Origin of the sequence: Bradyrhizobium sp. 87 (assembly GCF_023073015.1) — a bacterium.
Classification (GTDB): Bacteria; Pseudomonadota; Alphaproteobacteria; order Rhizobiales; family Xanthobacteraceae; genus Bradyrhizobium; species Bradyrhizobium canariense_D.
Genome location: NZ_JADPIQ010000086.1, coordinates 157,261 through 175,818, shown reverse-complemented (window position 1 = coordinate 175,818; position 18,558 = coordinate 157,261). Strand labels below are relative to the sequence as shown.

Genomic DNA, 18,558 nt, shown 5'->3' with positions numbered 1-18,558 from the left:
TCAAATGTCCTGTTCAGCTCTTGAGGATGTCGAGGGTGCGCTGGATCATCCGGCGCGTCGCGCTGATGATGTTGAGGTTGGCCTCGTACGACCGTTGCGCGTCGCGCATGTCGGTCATCTCGACCACCGAGTTCACGTTGGGATATTTGACGTTGCCGGTCGCATCCGCCGCCGGATTGTTCGGCTCGTATTTGGTGCGGAAATTGGACTGGTCGGGCTTGATCCTGCCGAGGGTGACGACCTGCGCGTCGAGTGTACGGTCGAGCGCCGAGGAGAACGTCGGCACCTTGCGCCGGTAAGGATCGCCGCCGGCGGTCTGCGAGGTCGAATCCGCGTTTGCGATGTTCTCCGAGATCACCCGCATGCGCCCGGCCTGCGCCCGCAGACCGGAGGTCGCGATCGCCATCGAACGGGCAAAGTCGCTGCTGTCATTCGCCATGATGCGCTTCCTCTAGCTCTAGCCTTTGCCGATCGCGGTCTTGAGCAGGTGCAGGCTCTTCGAATAGAGCGAGGTCGCCGCCGCATAGTCCATCTGGTTGCTGGCGGCCTTCATCATCTCCTCTTCGAGATTGACGGCGTTGCCCGCGGGGCGGGTTTCAAAACCCGCATTCTTGTTCTGGTCGAATCCGGAGGCCGCGCCTGACGGCGCCATGTGGGAACCGCTGGTGCGGGCGAGCGCCAAGGGACCCATCGAACCCGTGACGGCGCCGCTCTTGTCCAGCTTCGGCTCGACCAGGTCGCGCGGACGGAATTTGGGCGTGTCGGAATTGGAGACGTTCTCGGACAGGACGCGCTGGCGCTCCTGGTGCCATTGCATCTTGGTGCGAAGCGCCGATAGCACCGGAAGATCGTTGATGGACATCGTTGCGGCTCCTTCCGCCTCGCAGGACCCAGGTCCGAAGCTAGGCAGAATTTGCCGCCTGTATGGTTAACAGCCGGTTAAGGAGGTCGCAGGCAGTTGTCCCCCGGCGGGACACCACTGCGCGTGCCCCGTGATTCTACGCCTCCAGAAGCGGCATTAACCCAACCGCCTGGCGGCGCATTCACAGGTCAAGAAGTCGTTTTGGATCGAGCGATTCATGGGTTATTAAGAGTTGGGGACGGCAAAACTTGCCGTGGGACGTTAAGAAATCGCAGTTTGGGGCAACGTAAGCCGGTGGTTGGCGCATCTGACCACTGGCCCGAGACAAGCGCCATTTGTCGGGGACAAGTATGCAAGGCAGCCCTATCACCTTCATCGTCGCGTTCATCGTCGTTCTGGCGTTGATCGGCGTCGCTGCATGGCTGGTTCGCCGATTCGCCACCAGCCGGCTCGGCGCAAACACCCAGCGCGGCCGGATGCCCCGGCTCGCCGTCATCGATGCGGCCGCGGTCGACGGTCGCCGCCGTCTGGTGCTGGTCCGGCGTGACAATGTCGAGCATCTTCTGATGATCGGTGGCCCCACCGACATCGTCGTCGAACCCAACATCGTGCGCGCAGTACCCGGCCGCGACCAGCTCCCGCAGCGTTCCAATGCCGCCGAGCCGCCGCGTCTTGCGCCGATGCATGATACCAGCAGCTGGGCCGACGAAGCACCGCGGCCCGAGCTGCTCGATCATCCCGAGCCGCAAATGCCCGAGCCGCCACCGCGGCCCGCGCGTCCCTCCTTCGCCGACGAAGTGCGCCGGCCCGCTCCCGGGCTGGCCGAACGCCGCAACGAGCCGCCACTGGCCGGCTTCACCTCCGAGCCGCTCGCGCCGCGCCCCGAGCGCGAGCCGCGTCCCGAACCTATTCCGCCGCGCGTTGCGCGCAACGAACCCCCTCTGATGTCGCGCCCGCCCCGCCAGAGCGAGCCGGTAAAGGCGCCTCCGGTGCGCTCCGAGCGCGTAGCCGCGCCTCCTCCGCCTGTGCCGCAGGCTCCGCCCGTTCCGCCGCCGGCGTCCGCTCCTGGGGGGCCATCGAGCGCCGAGCAGAATCTCGCCGAGATGGCGCAGCGGCTCGAAGCTGCGCTGCGCCGCCCCGCCGGCGAGACGCTTGCCCCACCGGTCGCCCCGGAGCCCCCGGCCGCTCCTCCGCGTGTGGCCCGCAGCGAGCCGCCGGCGCCATCGGCACCTGCCGCAAAGCCGGCTCCGGAAAAGACCAGCTTTGAAAATCTCGAAGACGAGATGGCCTCGTTGCTCGGCCGTCCGAAGCCGTCTTCGTGAGGCTGCCGGCCCTCCCGCGTAGAGTTTTTCTTCTTTCTGTCCTGATCGGCGCGGCTTCGCTCGCGATGCCGGCACATGCGCAGGACATCAGCATCAATCTCGGCGGCGGAGGCGCTGGCGGTGGCGGCGTCACCGAGCGCGCGATCCAGCTGATCGCGCTGCTCACGGTGCTGTCGATCGCCCCGTCGATCCTGATCATGATGACGTCGTTCACGCGCATCGTGGTCGTGCTGTCGCTGCTGCGCACCGCAATGGGCACCGCGACCGCCCCGCCGAACTCGGTGATCATCGCGCTGGCGATGTTCCTCACCTTCTTCGTGATGGGACCCGTCCTGCAAAAATCCTACGACGAAGGCATCCGTCCGCTGGTCGCCAATCAGCTCGGCGTCGAGGACGCGCTCCAGCGCGCCTCCGTCCCCCTGCGCGGCTTCATGCAGAAGAACGTCCGCGAGAAGGACCTCAAGCTGTTCCTGGATCTCTCCGGCGAGCCGCCGCCGGCAACCCCCGACGATCTAGGCTTACGCATCCTCGTCCCCGCCTTCATGATCTCGGAGCTGAAGCGCGCCTTCGAGATCGGCTTTCTGCTGTTCCTTCCCTTCCTGATCATCGACCTCGTCGTCGCGTCCGTGCTGATGTCGATGGGCATGATGATGCTGCCGCCGGCAACGATCTCGCTGCCGTTCAAGCTGATCTTCTTCGTGCTGGTCGACGGCTGGTCGCTGGTGGCAGGCAGTCTGGTGCAGAGTTACGGGGGGTAGCGGTCCTGGGCAGAGGTCAGCGACCCCATCCTCTCTAGCCCGATGCTTGTAGGCGTGCACTTGAGCTTACCAGCGCAAGGCGGAAGCCTGCTATCGTCAGCGCGTTCGGAGGCTCGTGATATATCGGAATATGCTCAGGTTGCGCATTCAATGGGTCATTGATATGATCGTCATCATCCCTAGATCCGAAGCGGCTTATGACCAGCAACGTCGAAAACCATCTGCTCGCTCGGGTCGTGCCGCTTGGTCTTCAGGTCGCCGTTCTTGCCGCGTTGTCTGCGAGTGGCACGTTGGCCACCAACATTCTGTTGCCTTCGCTACCGAGTATCGCCGTCGCGGTGGGCGTCACCAGCGCTCAGGTAACGTCAGCTATCACCATATTCCTCGCCATGTTCGCGGTCGGACAACTCGTTGTCGGTCCGTTGTCGGATCGTTTCGGCCGGCGCATACCCGTGATGATCGGGTTTGCTGTATTTTTCGCAGGTAGCATATGGTGCGCGTTAGCCAATGATTTGGCGGCACTATTGATTGGTCGCGTTGTGCAGGCCGGTGGCGCATGTGCCACGTCTGTCCTTTCGCGAGCTATCGCAAGAGATCTTTTCCAGGGCGAAAAGCTAGCGCGCGTGCTCACCTTTGTTATGGTTGCGATGGCAGCGGCGCCTGGATTCTCGCCCTTGGTCGGTGGCGCGCTGGATCATTTTTTTGGCTGGCGTTCAGCATTTGTGTTCGTCGGAATCTTCGCCGTCGTCGCCGCTTTAGCATTTCTTGCGGCTTTCGGAGAAACGCACCACGCGCCACGGGCCGAGTTCGATTTCTCGACGATCTCCAAGAATTACTGGTCGCTATCGACTGACCGCCGTTTCCTGGTTCCTGCCGCAACTGTTAGCCTCATCTTAGGTGCGCTGTTTGCAATGTTTTCGGCGTTGCCGCGAGTCTTGATAGAAGGCCTCGACTTCACACCCATGCAACTCGGCCTGTTCTTCGCAGGCACTGTCATGATCGTCTTTAGCGCCGGCATTATCGCTACAAAAATTGTTCCACACCTTGGTCTCGACCGATCGATTTGCATCGGTCTCGCGCTGGCCTGTGTCGGCGGCGGCATGGTGTTGCTTTTCGCGCTTTTCGACGGGCGCTTTTTGCCATTTCTTGTCGGCGCATGCGTATTCCTGCTAGGCATGGGCATGGTCAATCCGCTCTGCAGCGCGCAAGCTCTTTCGCCATTCGGCGATCGCGCCGGTGCTGCCTCGGCCCTGTTGGGTTTCTGGCAGATGTTGGCCGCGGCGCTGGGCGTATCGCTTGCGGCGGTGATCGCAAGGAACCCCATGATCGGGCTTGGTCTTGTGCTAGTGCTTGCCTCGAGCTTGGGCTCGGCAATTTATCAGGTCCGGGCAAAGCTCAATTAGGCCCGTTAACGTCGCTTGCTGGCCTTAGCGGCTTCCCCTGTTTCCACGCCCTAAGATCGGTTCGCGGAGCATATGTTTCTCACAATGGACCTGGAGCCCTCAGCCGACTCGCAAAGGCAAACGGGCCATGTCCGGTCTCAAAGACTGAATGGACAAGGCCTAGGCCCGTGTGGACTGATCGGGTTGATGAGTACGCGGGCGATAGTCTTCGGCCCTGCCCGTCACTTGAGAGCTGGCTCACGGGTACCTGTCGCGAGGCCAAGAAGGAGCGGCGATCCTACCGCGTCATCTTGATCTGGCGCACGACGGGGATCGTGGGCAGCGAGCCGGTGTGGTCGGACTCGTCCTTGGCCTGCGGAGAGGCCGGCGCGCGGGCGGTGGCGTCGGGAAAGCGCTGCTTCATCTCGCGCAGGAAGCCGTCGAGCGTGTCGACGCTGGCAGCCAGCTTGGCGATATCGGCAAATTCGGCGCTGGAGGCGCCGGTCGGTTTGCTCGCGATGTCGAAGGCGAGCCGATCGGCGCTCTCGCTCATCAGCGGCGCATATTTCTCGCGGAAGCGCGACATGCCGATCGAGTCGTCGGCGAGCGCATAACCGACGGCGGCGCGGATGATGTCGCTTTTCTCCACCGCGTTGAGCGGCTTGAAGTCACGGAAGCGCTCGCCGTAATAGAGCTCGATCTGCTCGGCGGATTCACGCCAGCGCCGCGCCGCCCAGAAGATATCCGAGCGTAGGCGCAGCACCTCGCGGCCTGTAACGTTGGAGACGATATCGAGCGCAAGATCGTGGCGGCCGACGTCGCTCTGTGCACGCGCCTCCAGCAGCAGGCGTTGCTGCCTGAGCTCGCCTGAGAGGTCGCTGATCCGGCTCGCGCGCAACGCCGTGATCGCCATGTCGGGTCTGCGATTGGCGAGATAGATCATGGAGAGGCGCGCGGCGACTTGCGCACGCGCCGCGCCTTCGAGGCGATGGTCGACCTGGTATTGCAGGAGCTCGGCGGCCTGGTCGAGCAGATCGATCGAGGCGAGACGGTCGGCGAGGCGTCGGATCAGTTCGTCGCCGCGGCGGCCGATCGGCGTCAGCTCACGGAACTCGTAGAACATCCCGAGCGATTCGATCGGCGGCAGCTCGTCGCCCTTCGGTCCCAGGAAGAGCTGCGTAAACAGGTCGGAGGCGAGGTCTTGCGCCTGGCGCGAGGCTTCCGCGTTCGGCTGCAGCTTTGTCGCGGTACGCGCCGCGGTGAGCGCGTCCCGGTAGCGCCCGTTCTCGGCAAACATCTGCGACAGCATCTGGAGCGTCTTGACCTCGATCGAGTCGCCGCGCCAAGTCATCGAGAGCGTTTCGAGCTCGCGCAACGCGTCTTCCTTGCCGATCTCGTCGCGCTTCTGCCGCAGCGCGACCTCGAGCTGCTTGGCCTCGGCCGCAGCCGGCCGGTCGGACGAGCCGACGGCGAACTTGTAGTCGTCGAGCGCGTCCTTGTCGTGGCCGAGCGCCTCGGCAAGCCGGCCGCGCAGCACGGCAAAGCCGGGCGCGGCCTCGGGCGAGACGCCGACCACCTCGAGCTCGCTGCGGCGCTTGGAAGCGCCCGCATAGTCCTTCACCTCGAGCGAAGCCCGCATCGCCTCCATCGTCACGATGCGCTGGATGTCGAGCGGCAGCGAGGCGATGGCGAATTCGACGTTCTTGAACTTCTCGCGCGCGTCCGCCCATTTGCCTTGGCGCGCATAGGCGAGCGCCTTCCAGAGCTGGGAATCGTGGCTGTTGCCGATCACGGGGTTGGCGAGGTCCTTCAGGCCCTGCGCCGGCCGGCCGATCAGGATGCTCGCGATCGCATGCATGATCAGCGCACCGCTCTCCTCCTTGTTGAGAGGATCGGCGAGCATCAATTCGGTGACGGCCTTCGCCTCGTGATACATCGCGCGCGACATGTAAAATTGCGCGAGGTCGAGCCGCGGCAGCGAACGCATCGCCGGTTCGAGGTTGGCGATCGCCGTGATCAGCTCGTTCTGGCGCGCTATGAAATTTTCCGACTGGCCCTTGCGCCAACCTTCGGGGCTGAAGACCGGCCGCACTGCGGTCGGCGCGCGTTCGGCCGAGATGTCGACCGGCGACAGCGTCAGCCCGCCCTTTTTGCCGAGGATGACCTTGTCAGCCCCGACCTCGACGCCGACCTCGTCGGAATTCGGCCGGATCGCGATGCCATGCGCGGATTCCAGCAGCGCGAGATCGACGAGGTCCTGCCGCTTGATGAAGCCGCGCACCGGCCGCTGCGCGGTGATGACATAGAGCGTGTCGCCGGCATCGGGATCGGTGAGCTTGTGCAGGAGCCCCGGATTGGCGAAGGGGATCGCGATGTTGGCGAGCGCCGGGTCGGTGATATTGCGCGAGATCATCAGCGGCAGCGGCGTCGCCTGGATCTTGTCGGCGAGGGTCAAGAGCCAGTTGGTCTGCTTGCCGACCTCCTCGCTCGACAGCGAATAGACCAGCGGCCGGGTGAGACGGATGCGCACCGCCTGTCCCTTCTCGAGCGGGACGCGGCCGACCTCGCCGATCATCGCGCCGCCCTTGGTGCGGATCGCCTCGACGTCGATCGGCTTTGCCGTATCGAACACCAGCCAGACGGTGTCGCCACGGCGGAACGCCGCCGCAGGCGTTGCGACCTGAAGCGGGAAGGTCACGCGCAGGCCATCGCTGTCGCGGCGCACATCGACGCTGGCACCAGTCGCCTGCGGCGCCGCGGGCGCTTCTGCTGGAGCAGCCTTGACCGGCTCTTTGGCAGCATCCTTCACCACCTCTTGAGGCGCTTCGGCCATGACCGGCTTGGCGGGCGCGACCGCAGCGTCTGCAACTGGCGCGACAGACTTCGAAACTTCCTTGGACGCTTCCTTGGGCGCGGGCGCGGCTTCGGATGCAGGAGCCGAGACCGATTTCGGCGCTTCAGCGGGCGGCATCGCGGCGGGCGCTTCCGGCTTCACCTCGGGCTTGGCATCGATCCTGGCTTCGCGCGCGATCGTCTCGGACGTCGGCGGCGCGATCTCGCGATGCGCGTCCTTCGGCTTCTCGGCCGCCGGCTTTTCAGGCGCAGGCGCCGGTCCATGAGCGGCGGGCTTGGCCTGCGCGATCGCAGCTTCCGCCGACGTGGCCATCTTGCCCTTGTCCGGCTGGAAGGAGATGTCGACGACGTAGTTCTTCTCGTCGCGGAACGAATGCACGTCGGAATCGCCGATCAGCGCGATCTCGACACTGGTCTGGTCGATGTCGGCCTTCTGCTTGATCGAGGCGACGTTCGGCGGCGCTGCGACGACCGCGTCCGCCAGATCGAAATTCAGGTTGGCGTTGAAGGCGAGCGTGAGCTTCTGTTCGTTGAGCACGGAGGATACGCCGACGCCATCCGGCATCTCGAACACGAAGCGGACGAAGGTCGGCTGCACCGACGCGCGCACGCGGATCTGCGGCCGCTTCTTGCTCTCCGCCGCGGCGCGCTGGGCGCGCAGCGCGCGTTCGGCGACGCGCGCGCGCTCGGCGAGTTCCTTGACCACGTCCATCGGCAGGCTCGGCGGCGGCCCCTTCCAACCCTCCGGCAAGAGGTCGATGAAGGTGCGTTCGCCGGCATTCATGGTGTTGACGGTGACGCGCCGCGCCAGCGACAGGCGGATGGCGCCGCCATCGGGATCGCGGCGGGCGGAGTTGACGTAGTCGGGCGCGCCTTCCGGGACGCGATCGACGGGAACGTCGACCGCCCGGTCGAAACGGATGACGAGAATGGAGCCGGCCGTCGTCACCTCGGAAGGGACGTCCTCCCCGAGCTTGATCACGAGACGGGCAAAGCCGCCGCTGGCCGAGAAAGTCGCCTCGCCCCTGACAGCGTCGGCCGCCCGGACAGGCGCCGTGAAGCCGATCAGCAGGCTGGCTGCCAGCAGCGGCGCCGCGCGGACATGACGCGACAGCGTCCGCGCCAGGGCGCGGGCTCGCGACACAAATCCAGCGGCAGCCTCTCGCGCCATTGACGGCATTACTTCCGGTTCGACGGTCCACGCCGGCATTGCTGCCGGCCCCTGCCCCAGACTGTAGATTTTGGCAATTAAGGACTTCTTAAGTATGAGCCCTCAATTCGGCTTTTGCGTCGGCTTGCCGTCGATCTTGGGCAGCTCGCCGGCAGAGGCGGACTGATCGCCGCCGCCATTGGCCCTGCGGGCCATCTCGACCGTCAGCCGCTCGGCGGCCTCCGGGGACATCAATCCCATGATGTCTGACATTTTTCGCGGCGCGATCTGCGAGGCGATCTCGATCAGCACGCCCATCTCGAGTCGGTCAAAGACCCGCGCGGCGTCCTTGGGCTTCATGCCCTCATACATGGTCACGAGGCCCTTCATGCGCTGGGCTTCGGCGGCCTTCTGCTCGGCCTGCGTCGCGGAGATACGGGTTTCTACCGCCTTCATCTCCTCGACCTTGTTTTCGATGCGCTTCTCGGCGGATTTCAACAGGCTCTCGCGGATGTCGATCTCGCGCTGGCGGGCCTCGATCTCCTGGCGGCGCGACTGCAGGCGTTCCAGGATCGCGCGCTCCGAGGCGGAGATCTGCGGCTGGGCTTCCTCGTTGACCGCGGCGCCTTCGGACTTGGTGTCGGGTGCGGCCGGCTTCGGCGCCTCCTTCGGCGCGCCATGGGTCGAGCCGGTGATGTCGGGATCCTCGCGGCTGGCCGGGAAGTTCAGATTCTCCTGCGCCCAGGACTTCTTGGTCGGGCTCGGCTTGTAGTCGAAGACATAGCCGCCATTGATCACAAGACCCGTGACCTTCAGCGTGGCCAGGCCAGCGACGGCAACCAGCACGATCGGAATGACGCGGATGTTGCGAAAAGACTTCATACCCTGACTTTATGCGGCAAGACCGTTGGATCGTCGGCGTTCGGAGAAGGCTTCGGCCGCAGCCGCCACCGCCTTCGCCGACGAAGGCTTGGCTGCGGGCGCGGCGACCGTTTCCGGGTTCGTCACGGGGCGCGCGGCGACCGCGATCTTGGACAGGCGCCGCACCACGTTGTCGGCTTCGCCGAGCTGCTTGTAGAGCTGCTCGGACATCTGGGTTGCCGCCGCAAGCTGGCTGCCGAGGTTCTCGTTGACGTCGCGCACGGCGAGCTTCAGCCCGCCGATCGCGCGCTCGGCGATCTCGGTTGCGGTGATCAGCTCGCCGATGACCGCCTTCAGCGAATGCTCGTCCGCCTTCAGCCGCGTCAGTCGCTTGTTGAGCGTGACGCAGTAGACGATGGTCAGCATCAGCAGGATAGCCACCAGCGTCTCGATCGCCATTCCCAGGGAGTGGTTCATGGGGCCTCCATCATCTTGTTCTGCTCGTCGACCTTTTCGAACATCGCAAGTGTCGTACTTGGCTTGCGCAAGGGTTTCGTCACCCGTATCGCGACGCGGTCGCCGACCCGGCCCATGCGTCCTTCGGTGATGGTGACGTCGCCGCAGCGAACGGTGACGCTGGCATCCGCGCGCATGTCCAGCGGCAGCGTGTCGCCGACCTTTAACCGCATCAGCTGCTTGAGCGGAATGTCGGCTTCGTAGAGCACGGCGTCGACGGAGATCTCGGCCTGGACGATCTCGGTGGCGAAATGGCCTTCCCAGATCTGGTCGCGGCCGAACTTTTCGCCCATGAACATCTGGAGCAGGACGCCCCGGATCGGCTCGATGGTCGCGTAAGGCAGCAAGAGCTCGATGTTGCCGCCGCGATCTTCCATGTCGATGCGCAGGCGCACCAGGATCGCGGCGTTGGCAGGACGGCTGATCGCGGCGAAACGTGGGTTGGTCTCGAGCCGGTCGATGGTGAAGGTCACCGGCGACAGCGGCCGGAACGCCTGTTCGGCATCGGCCATGACGACTTCGACCAATCGCTTGACCAACTCTGTCTCGATCGTGGTGTAGGGCCGGCCCTCGATGCGCAGCTGGCTTGAGCCGCGGCGGCCGCCGAGCAGCACGTCGATCATCGAGTAGATCAGGCTGGAGTCGACCACGGCCATGCCGAAATTGTCCCACTCTTCGGCTTTGAAGACGGTGAGGACGGCGGGCAGCGGGATCGAGTTCATGTAGTCGCCGAAGCGCACCGAGGTGATGCGGTCGAGCGAGACTTCGACGTTGTCGGAGGTGAAATTGCGTAAGGACGTCGTCAGCAACCGCACCAGGCGGTCGAAGACGATTTCGAGCATCGGCAGACGCTCGTAGGAGACCATCGCCGAATCGATGATGGCGCGAATGCCGGAATGGTCGTCGAGCGTGACGTCGCCGACCGCGAATCCGAGGAGGTTGTCGATCTCCTCCTGCGACAGCACGCGTTCGCCGGAATTCTTGCCGGCGCCGAGATCGCGGCTGCCATCCTCGACCATGGCCGCCCATTGCAGGGCCATGGTCTCGGATAGTTCGTTTTCGGCAGCAGCCTTCGCGGCCTCAGCGGGATCCTCGGAATCGAGCGAGGCCTCCCATTGGGCGGCAATTGCATCCTGGTCTGGTTGGTCGGTGCCTGCCATGATCCCTAGCCCGTCATGCTCACTGGATCACGACTTCCTTGAACAGCACCGCGCTGACCTGGACCGGAGCGACCGCGGCGTTGACGCGCTTGGTCAGCTCTTCCTTGAGGCGGAAGATGCCGGCGGAACCGTTGAGGTCGGAGGAGCGCAGCTCACGCGCATAGGTCTGGAAGATGTCGGTGATGCGCGGCATCGTCGGCTTGATCGCCTCGACCTGCTTCTCTTCCTTCAGCTCCAGCACGATCTTGAGCTTCAGATATTGCACGCGCTCGCCCGGCGCGCCGGCGAGGTTGACCATGATGTCGGGAACCTCGACGAAAGACGGCGGCTTCGGCGGAGGCGCCGCCTCGGCGTGATGCTCGTCGTCGCCGTGACGGAAAAAGAAGAACCAGGTCGCGGCGCCGCCGCCGAGAACGGCGAGCAGGCCCACCACCATGATCATCAGCTTGAACTTGTTCTTGGGCGGAGCGGCTTCCGCGCCGTCGGCGGCTGCGCCGCCTTCCGCTTCATTCTCTGCCATGATCGCCGCGCTCGCTCATCTCTCAAAGGGGTCGAAAGAGCGAAGCTCCTCGCAGACAGTGACGCGATACAAATGCCCCAGCGCAGTGCTCCTCTTACCCGCAAACGCTACGGTAATAATGGTTAACGGAACCTTTCGATTGGGCCTTCGCTAGGAAAAATCTGCCGGGCAAACATGGCTAACAGACCCTTTCTGCCGCCTCCCCGCATCCTCGAAAAACAGATAAGATATTGAAAGTACATAATTTTCCCGCCTGGCACGAGTTTCGCTGAGAAAGGACCGAGACCCAAGGTTTGGGAGAACCCGAGGTCTCGTTCACGGGATCGGCCAATGCGCTTGGGAGAGCGAGCTGGCAGATCTCACTCAGGGGAGATTTCCGATGCAGAACGCGCTTCTGATCGGCTTGTCACGACAGATGACGTTGGAACGCCAGATGGATGTCATCGCCAACAACGTCGCCAACGCCAACACCAACGGCTTCAAGGCCGATCATTCGCTGTTCGAGGAGTACCTCAACTCGAACGCGCGTGAGGACAATTTCGTCGGCTCCGACCGCCGGGTCTCCTATGTGCAGGACCGCGGCACCTTCCGCGACGTCGGCCAGGGGCCGATGGAGCCGACCAAGAATCCGCTCGACATGGCGATCAGCGGCAACGCCTATTTCGCCGTGCAGGCCAATGGCGCCGAGCGCTACACCCGCGACGGCAAATTCTCGCTCAACAGCACCGGCCAGCTCGTCACCTTCGACGGCAACCTCGTGCTGGGCACCGCCGGCCCGATCACCTTCCAGCCGACCGACCACGACATCAACGTCGCGCCGGACGGCACCGTCACGGTGCTCGAGGGCACGGCCAAGAACGATTCGATCCGCGGCAAGATCCGCATGGCCTCGTTCGACGATCCGGCCAAGCTGACCAAACTGGGCGCCAACCTTTATGACATCGGCTCCGCGGTCCCGCAGGCCGACACCAAGTCGACCGTGCAGCAGGGCTATGTCGAGAAGTCGAATGTGAACTCGGTCGGTGAGATGAGCCGCATGGTCGAAGTCATGCGCAGCTACACCGCCATCGCCAACCTGCTCCAGCAGCAGAGTGACATGCACAAGTCGGCGATCGAGAAGCTCGCCGACGTTCCGGCCTGATTGAGGGAGAACTGACATGCAGGCGCTTCACACCGCAGCAACCGGAATGGCGGCACAGGAACTCAACGTTCAGGTGATCTCCAACAACATCGCCAACCTGCGCACCACCGGCTTCAAGAAGCAGACCGCGGCGTTCCAGGATCTGATTTACGAACACGTCCGCCGCGTCGGCGCCCAGTCGTCCGACCAGGGCACCATCCTGCCGGTCGGCGTCGACATCGGCGGCGGCGTCAAGACCGTCGGCACGCCGCGCAGCATGACCCAGGGCACGCTGTCGCAGACCGGCAACGACCTCGACATGGCCATCACGGGCGAAGGCTTCTTCAAGATCCTGATGCCCGACGGCAGCTACCAGTACACCCGCGACGGCACCTTCCAGATGGACAATCAGGGGCGCATCGTCACGGCGCAGGGCAACCCGGTGCAACCGACGATCACGATCCCCAACAACGCCTCGGGCCTCACCATCAACGTGCAGGGCCAGGTCTCGGTGACGCTGCCGGGTTCCTCGACCTCGGCCGTCCAGGGCCAGATCGGCCTGACCCGATTCATCAACAAGGCGGGCCTCCAGCCGGTCGGCAACAATCAGTTCACCGAGACGCCTTCCTCCGGCCCGCCGCAGGACGGCACCGCGAGCTCCGAAGGTTTCGGCAACATCACCCAGAGCAGCCTCGAGCAGGCCAATGTCGACGTCGTCTCGGAGATGAGCGACCTGATCGCCGCCCAGCGCGCCTACGAGATGAACGCCAAGGTGATCAGCGCCGCCGACCCGATGATGCAGTCGACCACGGCGTTGTTCCGCTGAGGTGATGACTATGATCCGCACCACCCTCGCCACGATCTCCGCTCTCCTCGTGCTGGCGCTGCCCGCACGGGCCGCCGACGACTTCATCGCGACGCCGACGCTGCGCGCGAGCATCACCGTGACCTCGGACGTGGTGCGGGTCGGCGATCTCATCGACAATGCCGGCTCGGCCGCGCTGATCCCGGTCTACCGCTCACCCGATCTCGGCACCACCGGTGCGCTGCCGGTCGCCCACGTGCTGGCGGTGTTGCGCGCAAAGCAGGTGATCGGCGTGATGACCGGCGACATCAAGGAGGTCCAGGTCACCCGTCTCGCCCGCACGCTCGTGAACAAGGACCTCGAGACCGCGGTCGCCTCGGCGCTCGAGCGCCGCTTTGGACTTGGCGATGCCGCCAACATCACCGTCACGTTCGACCGCGGCATTGCCGACATGCGGCTGGATGCCTCCAACACCGGCGTGCTGCAGCCGGTGGCAACCCGCTACGACGCCCGCAGCGGCCGTTTCGACATCGCCTTCGAGATCAACAACGACAACAATCCGGCACCGACCAAGCTGCGTTTCACCGGCACCGCGACCGAAACGGTGGAAGTGGCCGTGCTGACGCGCGACATCGACCGCGTCGATCTCCTGAAGGCGTCCGATGTCGCCATGGAGCGGCGGCCGAAGGCCGAGGTCACCGGTGAGGCCGCCTCGCGCGATCGCACGCTCGGCATGCAGTTGCGCCGGCCGATGCGGGCGGGGACGCCGATCCGCGTCGCCGACATCGTCAAGCCCGACTTCGTGCAGCGCGACCAGAACGTCACCGTCATCTACCAGGTTCCCGGAATCTATCTCACCACGCGCGGCAAGGCGATCGAGAGCGGCGCCGAGGGCGATACCATCAGCGTGCTCAACCTGCAGACCAAGCGCACGCTGAGCGGCGTCGTCACCGGCCGCGGCCAGGTGACGGTCCAGGGCGCCAGCCAGGCCGCGCCGATGCCGGCCGCGGTCGAACAGACCTCCTCGCTCAAGCGCGACGAGGCGCCCGCCCCCGTCGATACCGCAGCCCTCGTCCGGAACCTGGTCCAAGCCCCGGCATCCCCGGCCCAGATCGCACAAGCCCAGATCCCGCAAGTTCGCGTCTCGCAAGCTCCAGCCAAGTCAGAGTAAGTCATGTCCACGTTCAGTTCGGCTTTTCGTCCCCGTCGCATCGCGATCTCTGCCCTGCTGCTGGCGACGTGCGCGCTGGCGAGCGGCTGCTCCTCGATCGACCGTCTGTCGCAGATCGGCGAGCAGCCGAAATTGTCGGCGATCGACAATCCGACGACGCAGCCCGGTTACAAGCCGGTGCAGATGCCGATGCCGAAGCCCGAGGTCGCCTCCTACAATCCGAACTCGCTGTGGCGCAGCGGCAGCCGGGCCTTCTTCAAGGACCAGCGTGCCCATCAGGTCGGCGACATCCTGACGGTGGCCGTGAACATCACCGACAAGGCCAATATCGAAAACGACACCCAGCGCAGCCGCACCAACAAGGAAGATTCCGGGATCACCGACTTCATCGGCGCCAAGACATTGGGGGCCCAAGCGCAGAAGGTGTTGCCCGGCCGCATCCTCACCGCCGACTCGACCGCGTCCAGCGAGGGCAAAGGAAGCGTGGACCGCAAGGAAGCGTTGCAGACCAACGTCGCGGCGGTCGTCACCCAGCTCCTGCCGAACGGCAACCTCGTGGTCGAGGGCAAGCAGGAGATCCGCGTCAACTACGAAATCCGCGAGCTCATCGTCGCCGGCATCGTCCGTCCCGAAGACATCCAGAGCGACAACACCATCGATTCCACCAAGATCGCGCAGGCCCGCATCGCCTACGGCGGCCGCGGCCAGATCATGGACGTGCAGCAACCGCGCTACGGCCAGCAAGTCATGGACGTGCTGCTGCCCTTCTAGCTTCTCCCGAGCTCCCACATCGTGTTCGCGAACCTAGGCGCGGACGACGATGTACGACGCGGCCCTCGCTAGCTCCCCTGGCGAGGGCCGCATGTATTTTGGCGATGGCTGCATACAGCGCTCAGCGACGCGCGATTCTAGCGACGCCGCTATCCCCTCGCCGCCCCCTCGACTGTCATCGCCCGCGAAGGCGGGCGATCCAGTATTTCGAGACGTCAGCGATGAACCGAGAAGCCGCGGCGTACTGGATTCCCCGCCTTCGCGGGGAATGACGACGCGGTGCCCGCAGAGCCTACGTAAACTCCGCCTCCACCACGCCCAGCCCGTCCAGCTCCATCCGCACCTTGTCGCCGGCCTTCAGCCACAGCGTCTTGACCAGGCTCCCCGTCAGCACGAGCTGTCCCGCGTGAAGGCCCTTGCCCTCGGCGGCGAGATGGTTGGCGAGCCAGGCGAGTGCGTTGTGGGGATGGCCGAGCACGTCGGCGCCGGTGCCGTGGCTGACCTCTTCACCGTTGACGATGGCGCGGCCTTTGACGGCCTTCAGGTCCGGCACCGACGAGCGCGGCACGATCTCGCCCAACACGCAGCCGGCGGCGAAGAAATCGTCGGCGATCAACGTCGGCGCGCCCATCGTTTCCCACTTCACATAGCGGTCGTCGACGATCTCGATCGCGGGATGATAGGCCTCGACGGCTTCGCCGACCCATTCGGCCGTGAACGGCGCCTCGCCGGCGGCGAGATTCCGCTTCAGCCGCACCGCGATCTCGCATTCGACGCCGACGCGGACATAGTCGGCAGCCGCGAGCTGCACGCCGCTGTCGTGCACGCCTTTCTGGAACACGCCGCCGCCGCATGGGTGTGGAATCCCGATGTAATCCTGCATCACCTGGCTGGTGCAGCCGATCTTGTAACCGACCAGCGGGCCGGCATGCGGCAGCAGCAGATCGTGCAGCGCCCGCTGGACCTGATAGCCCTCGGCTTCATCGGCCGGAGGAACTTCGAGCGCCGCGAGCGGCGCATGGTTGCGGCGCGCCAGCGCGATCGCCTTTGCGGCTGCGAGAATTCTGTCCATCAGCGCCGACTCCTACACACCACAATCGAGGGCGGCACTTCAGCATCCCCGCCGGGGCGTGACAAGCGCAGGGCGCCGCGCGGTAGCACGTCATGACAGCCCAAGCTGGATGAGCTGCGGACGCTGATCGTCCACATCATGGCAAGCCTCACGGGCGGCGCCGGCGTTTAAGGAAATATTGAGCTGGTCCGGGCTTTATGGGGATGCACGCCTTGTAGCGTCGCAACAGGCCTGATTGCAGCAATGTGTGAAGCTGCTGGATCAGCGCCTCAGCATTCGAGTCGATGTCCTTGATGCGACTCGCAAAACCTGTCGCACCTGAAGTGAAGGCTGTTTCTCATCCGAACTCACGTGAGCTCGGAGGAGTTGAGTCTAGCTCATTGATTGCGATTCACTTTTCGCGATTGCGCCCGCGCGCCGAAACGCGCGCGCAAGCGACAAGCAAAATGCTGATCACGGCGCGAAAAGGCGCACCTTGCGTTCAAAAAACAAAGAGCCGCATTGCTGCGGCTCGGCTCTATTCGTCGCGATAGACCTTCTCGCGTTTCTCGTGGCGCTCCTGCGCCTCCACCGAAAGCGTCGCGATGGGACGGGCCTCGAGCCGCTTTAACGAGATCGGCTCGCCGGTGTCCTCGCAATAGCCGTAGGTGTTGTCCTCGATACGCTGGAGCGCGGCGTCGATCTTGGCGATCAACTTGCGCTGGCGGTCGCGGGCACGGAGCTCGATGGCGCGGTCGGTTTCGGACGATGCCCGATCGGCGAGATCGGGGTGGTTCACATTCTCCTCCTGCAGGGCTTGCAGGGTGAGCTTGGACTCTTTGAGGATCTCATCCTTCCAGGCGAGGAGCTTCAGGCGGAAGTACTCCTTCTGCCTGTCGTTCATGAAAGGCTCTTTTTCGGTCGGTCGGTAGTTTTTCAACTTTTCCAAGGGCGGCCTATCTGTCTAAGCAACGACTCGTACACGGAACGGGGTCCGCTGAGCGGGGCGTTATATAGCGGCCTCCTGTGACAGACAATGTTTCCCTGATCGCCCGACCGGCGCCCCCAAGCCCTTGCACAGGAAGGTTTATCCTGGAGGGCCCGGGAGCGGCCGACGGCCTAGTAGCCGACCGTGAAACGCTGCCTCTCATGGGCCGGCCGCTCGATCTCGTCGGCGAGCGCGATGGCGTAATCCGCGAAGGTGATCCGGCTCTTTCCGTTCGCATCTGCGAGAAGCTGATCCGTCCCAAGCCGGAATTTGCCGGTGCGCTCTCCCTCGATAAACAGGGCCGACGGCGAGATGAAGGTCCAGTTCAGCTCCTTTTCCTGCCGCAGCAGGTCGAGAAAGGCTGAACCCGCCTCCGCCTCAGCCTTGTACTGAGCCGGAAAACCGGGAGTTGTCACCAGCTTGACGCCCGGAGCGACCTCCAGACTGCCGGCCCCGCCGACGACGAGGTAACGGCCGACCTTGGAGTCCTTGGCCGCGCCGATCAGCTTGAGCGCGTCGCTGGCCAGGAAGTGCACGGAACTCACGGCGACGTCATGCCCGGCCCACAGCTTGGCAAGGGCTGGCTGGTCGAGCACATCCCCCTTGGTCGGCGTGACGTTCGGCAGGACCGCGATCTTCTCCGGGTTGCGGGCGATGGCCGTAACCGCGTGGCCGCGGCGGGACAGTTCCTTGGTGATCTCCGACCCGGCCCGGCCCGAGGCGCCGGCAACTGCGATTTTCATGGAAGGCTCCTTTGCTTCTGTAGTAACCAACGGTGACTAAATATCGCAAAGATCGCTGGTGTTAAGAGAGCACTTTGTGCTTACCTGATTACACGGGAGTAACCGGCGGCGGCCGGCAAATCAGCGGAATGGATCGTGAGGACCCGACGATGAAGCCAGACGTCTATGCAGCGAACTGCCCCACGCGACAGATCCTCGACCGCGTCGGTGACAAATGGGCGGTGCTGATCCTGCTGCTGCTGCGCGAGAATCCGATGCGCTTCAATCAATTGCGCCGCACGATCGAAGGCATTTCGCAGAAGATGCTGAGCCAGGTTCTCAAGTCGCTCGAGCGCGACGGATTGATCAAGCGTCACGCCATCGCAACCGTGCCGGTGACCGTGGAATATTCGATCACGCAGCTCGGCGTGACGCTCGCCGCCGCCGTCGATCCGCTGCGCGATTGGGCCGAACAGAATCTGAAAGACGTGCTCGCCGCCCAGCGCCGCTATGACGCGCAGTTGAAGGATGAAGCGGCGTAAGCCG

18 protein-coding genes are annotated in these 18,558 nt (G+C 64.4%); 8 read left to right on the top strand and 10 right to left on the bottom strand.

All coding sequences use genetic code 11. The features are described 5' to 3' along the window. Positions 1–13: 13 nt before the first annotated feature. Together flgC and flgB are read right to left on the bottom strand one after the other, a co-directional pair. Positions 14–439, bottom strand: coding sequence for a flagellar basal body rod protein FlgC (gene flgC / locus IVB50_RS21620; RefSeq protein ID WP_007602149.1), 426 nt, complete (start codon positions 437–439; stop codon positions 14–16). Between the two features lie 18 nt (positions 440–457). Beyond that, complete coding sequence (flgB, locus tag IVB50_RS21615) at positions 458–862, bottom strand: flagellar basal body rod protein FlgB (protein WP_018456413.1); 405 nt, start codon at positions 860–862, stop codon at positions 458–460. Positions 863–1,212: 350 nt separating this feature from the next. Here flgB and IVB50_RS21610 point away from each other — a divergent pair, with 350 nt between their 5' ends. The 3 genes from IVB50_RS21610 (at position 1,213) to IVB50_RS21600 (ending at position 4,345) form a co-directional block, all read left to right on the top strand. Further along, positions 1,213–2,184: a flagellar biosynthetic protein FliO gene (locus tag IVB50_RS21610; RefSeq protein WP_247297208.1), complete on the top strand. Its 972-nt coding sequence runs from the start codon at positions 1,213–1,215 to the stop codon at positions 2,182–2,184. After that, positions 2,181–2,942 (top strand): flagellar type III secretion system pore protein FliP, encoded by a 762-nt coding sequence (gene fliP, locus IVB50_RS21605; RefSeq protein WP_026233171.1) that lies wholly within the window; start codon positions 2,181–2,183, stop codon positions 2,940–2,942. The genes IVB50_RS21610 and fliP overlap by 4 nt, the downstream gene beginning before the upstream one ends. A gap of 197 nt (positions 2,943–3,139) precedes the next feature. After that, positions 3,140–4,345 carry a multidrug effflux MFS transporter gene (locus tag IVB50_RS21600; protein WP_247297206.1) on the top strand — a complete coding sequence of 402 codons (1,206 nt, stop codon included), beginning with the start codon at positions 3,140–3,142 and terminating at the stop codon, positions 4,343–4,345. A gap of 277 nt (positions 4,346–4,622) precedes the next feature. Here IVB50_RS21600 and IVB50_RS21595 read toward each other — a convergent pair whose 3' ends face one another. From IVB50_RS21595 to fliL, 5 genes are all read right to left on the bottom strand, one after another. Continuing rightward, on the bottom strand, positions 4,623–8,348 hold the full coding sequence (locus tag IVB50_RS21595; RefSeq protein WP_051112998.1) for a hypothetical protein: 3,726 nt from the start codon (positions 8,346–8,348) through the stop codon (positions 4,623–4,625). A 102-nt stretch (positions 8,349–8,450) separates the two neighbouring features. Next, positions 8,451–9,209 (bottom strand): flagellar protein FlbB, encoded by a 759-nt coding sequence (locus tag IVB50_RS21590; protein ID WP_247297204.1) that lies wholly within the window; start codon positions 9,207–9,209, stop codon positions 8,451–8,453. A 9-nt stretch (positions 9,210–9,218) separates the two neighbouring features. Then, positions 9,219–9,665, bottom strand: coding sequence for a DUF6468 domain-containing protein (locus IVB50_RS21585; protein ID WP_247297202.1), 447 nt, complete (start codon positions 9,663–9,665; stop codon positions 9,219–9,221). Then, positions 9,662–10,864 (bottom strand): flagellar motor switch protein FliM, encoded by a 1,203-nt coding sequence (gene fliM, locus IVB50_RS21580; RefSeq protein ID WP_018456420.1) that lies wholly within the window; start codon positions 10,862–10,864, stop codon positions 9,662–9,664. The genes IVB50_RS21585 and fliM overlap by 4 nt, the downstream gene beginning before the upstream one ends. 19 nt (positions 10,865–10,883) lie before the next feature. Next, positions 10,884–11,384 (bottom strand): flagellar basal body-associated protein FliL, encoded by a 501-nt coding sequence (gene fliL / locus IVB50_RS21575; RefSeq protein ID WP_018456421.1) that lies wholly within the window; start codon positions 11,382–11,384, stop codon positions 10,884–10,886. Positions 11,385–11,763: 379 nt separating this feature from the next. Here fliL and flgF point away from each other — a divergent pair, with 379 nt between their 5' ends. The 4 genes from flgF to flgH are packed head-to-tail and all read left to right on the top strand — an operon-like array spanning position 11,764 to position 15,251. Next, positions 11,764–12,525: a flagellar basal-body rod protein FlgF gene (flgF, locus tag IVB50_RS21570; protein WP_018456422.1), complete on the top strand. Its 762-nt coding sequence runs from the start codon at positions 11,764–11,766 to the stop codon at positions 12,523–12,525. A 16-nt stretch (positions 12,526–12,541) separates the two neighbouring features. Continuing rightward, on the top strand, positions 12,542–13,330 hold the full coding sequence (flgG, locus tag IVB50_RS21565) for a flagellar basal-body rod protein FlgG (protein ID WP_247297201.1): 789 nt from the start codon (positions 12,542–12,544) through the stop codon (positions 13,328–13,330). Positions 13,331–13,340: 10 nt separating this feature from the next. Then, positions 13,341–14,480, top strand: a complete 1,140-nt coding sequence (flgA, locus tag IVB50_RS21560; protein WP_204511688.1) for a flagellar basal body P-ring formation chaperone FlgA — start codon at positions 13,341–13,343, stop codon at positions 14,478–14,480. Between the two features lie 3 nt (positions 14,481–14,483). Continuing rightward, positions 14,484–15,251, top strand: a complete 768-nt coding sequence (gene flgH / locus IVB50_RS21555; protein WP_247297199.1) for a flagellar basal body L-ring protein FlgH — start codon at positions 14,484–14,486, stop codon at positions 15,249–15,251. A gap of 292 nt (positions 15,252–15,543) precedes the next feature. Here flgH and IVB50_RS21550 read toward each other — a convergent pair whose 3' ends face one another. From IVB50_RS21550 to IVB50_RS21540, 3 genes are all read right to left on the bottom strand, one after another. Further along, positions 15,544–16,323, bottom strand: coding sequence for a fumarylacetoacetate hydrolase family protein (locus IVB50_RS21550; RefSeq protein ID WP_018456425.1), 780 nt, complete (start codon positions 16,321–16,323; stop codon positions 15,544–15,546). Between the two features lie 517 nt (positions 16,324–16,840). Continuing rightward, positions 16,841–17,206, bottom strand: a complete 366-nt coding sequence (gene dksA, locus IVB50_RS21545; protein WP_008554760.1) for an RNA polymerase-binding protein DksA — start codon at positions 17,204–17,206, stop codon at positions 16,841–16,843. A gap of 215 nt (positions 17,207–17,421) precedes the next feature. Then, on the bottom strand, positions 17,422–18,033 hold the full coding sequence (locus IVB50_RS21540) for an NAD(P)-dependent oxidoreductase (RefSeq protein WP_247297197.1): 612 nt from the start codon (positions 18,031–18,033) through the stop codon (positions 17,422–17,424). A gap of 149 nt (positions 18,034–18,182) precedes the next feature. Here IVB50_RS21540 and IVB50_RS21535 point away from each other — a divergent pair, with 149 nt between their 5' ends. Beyond that, entirely contained in the window at positions 18,183–18,554 is a 372-nt protein-coding gene (locus IVB50_RS21535; RefSeq protein ID WP_247297196.1) for a helix-turn-helix domain-containing protein, read from the top strand. Positions 18,555–18,558 lie beyond the last annotated feature (4 nt).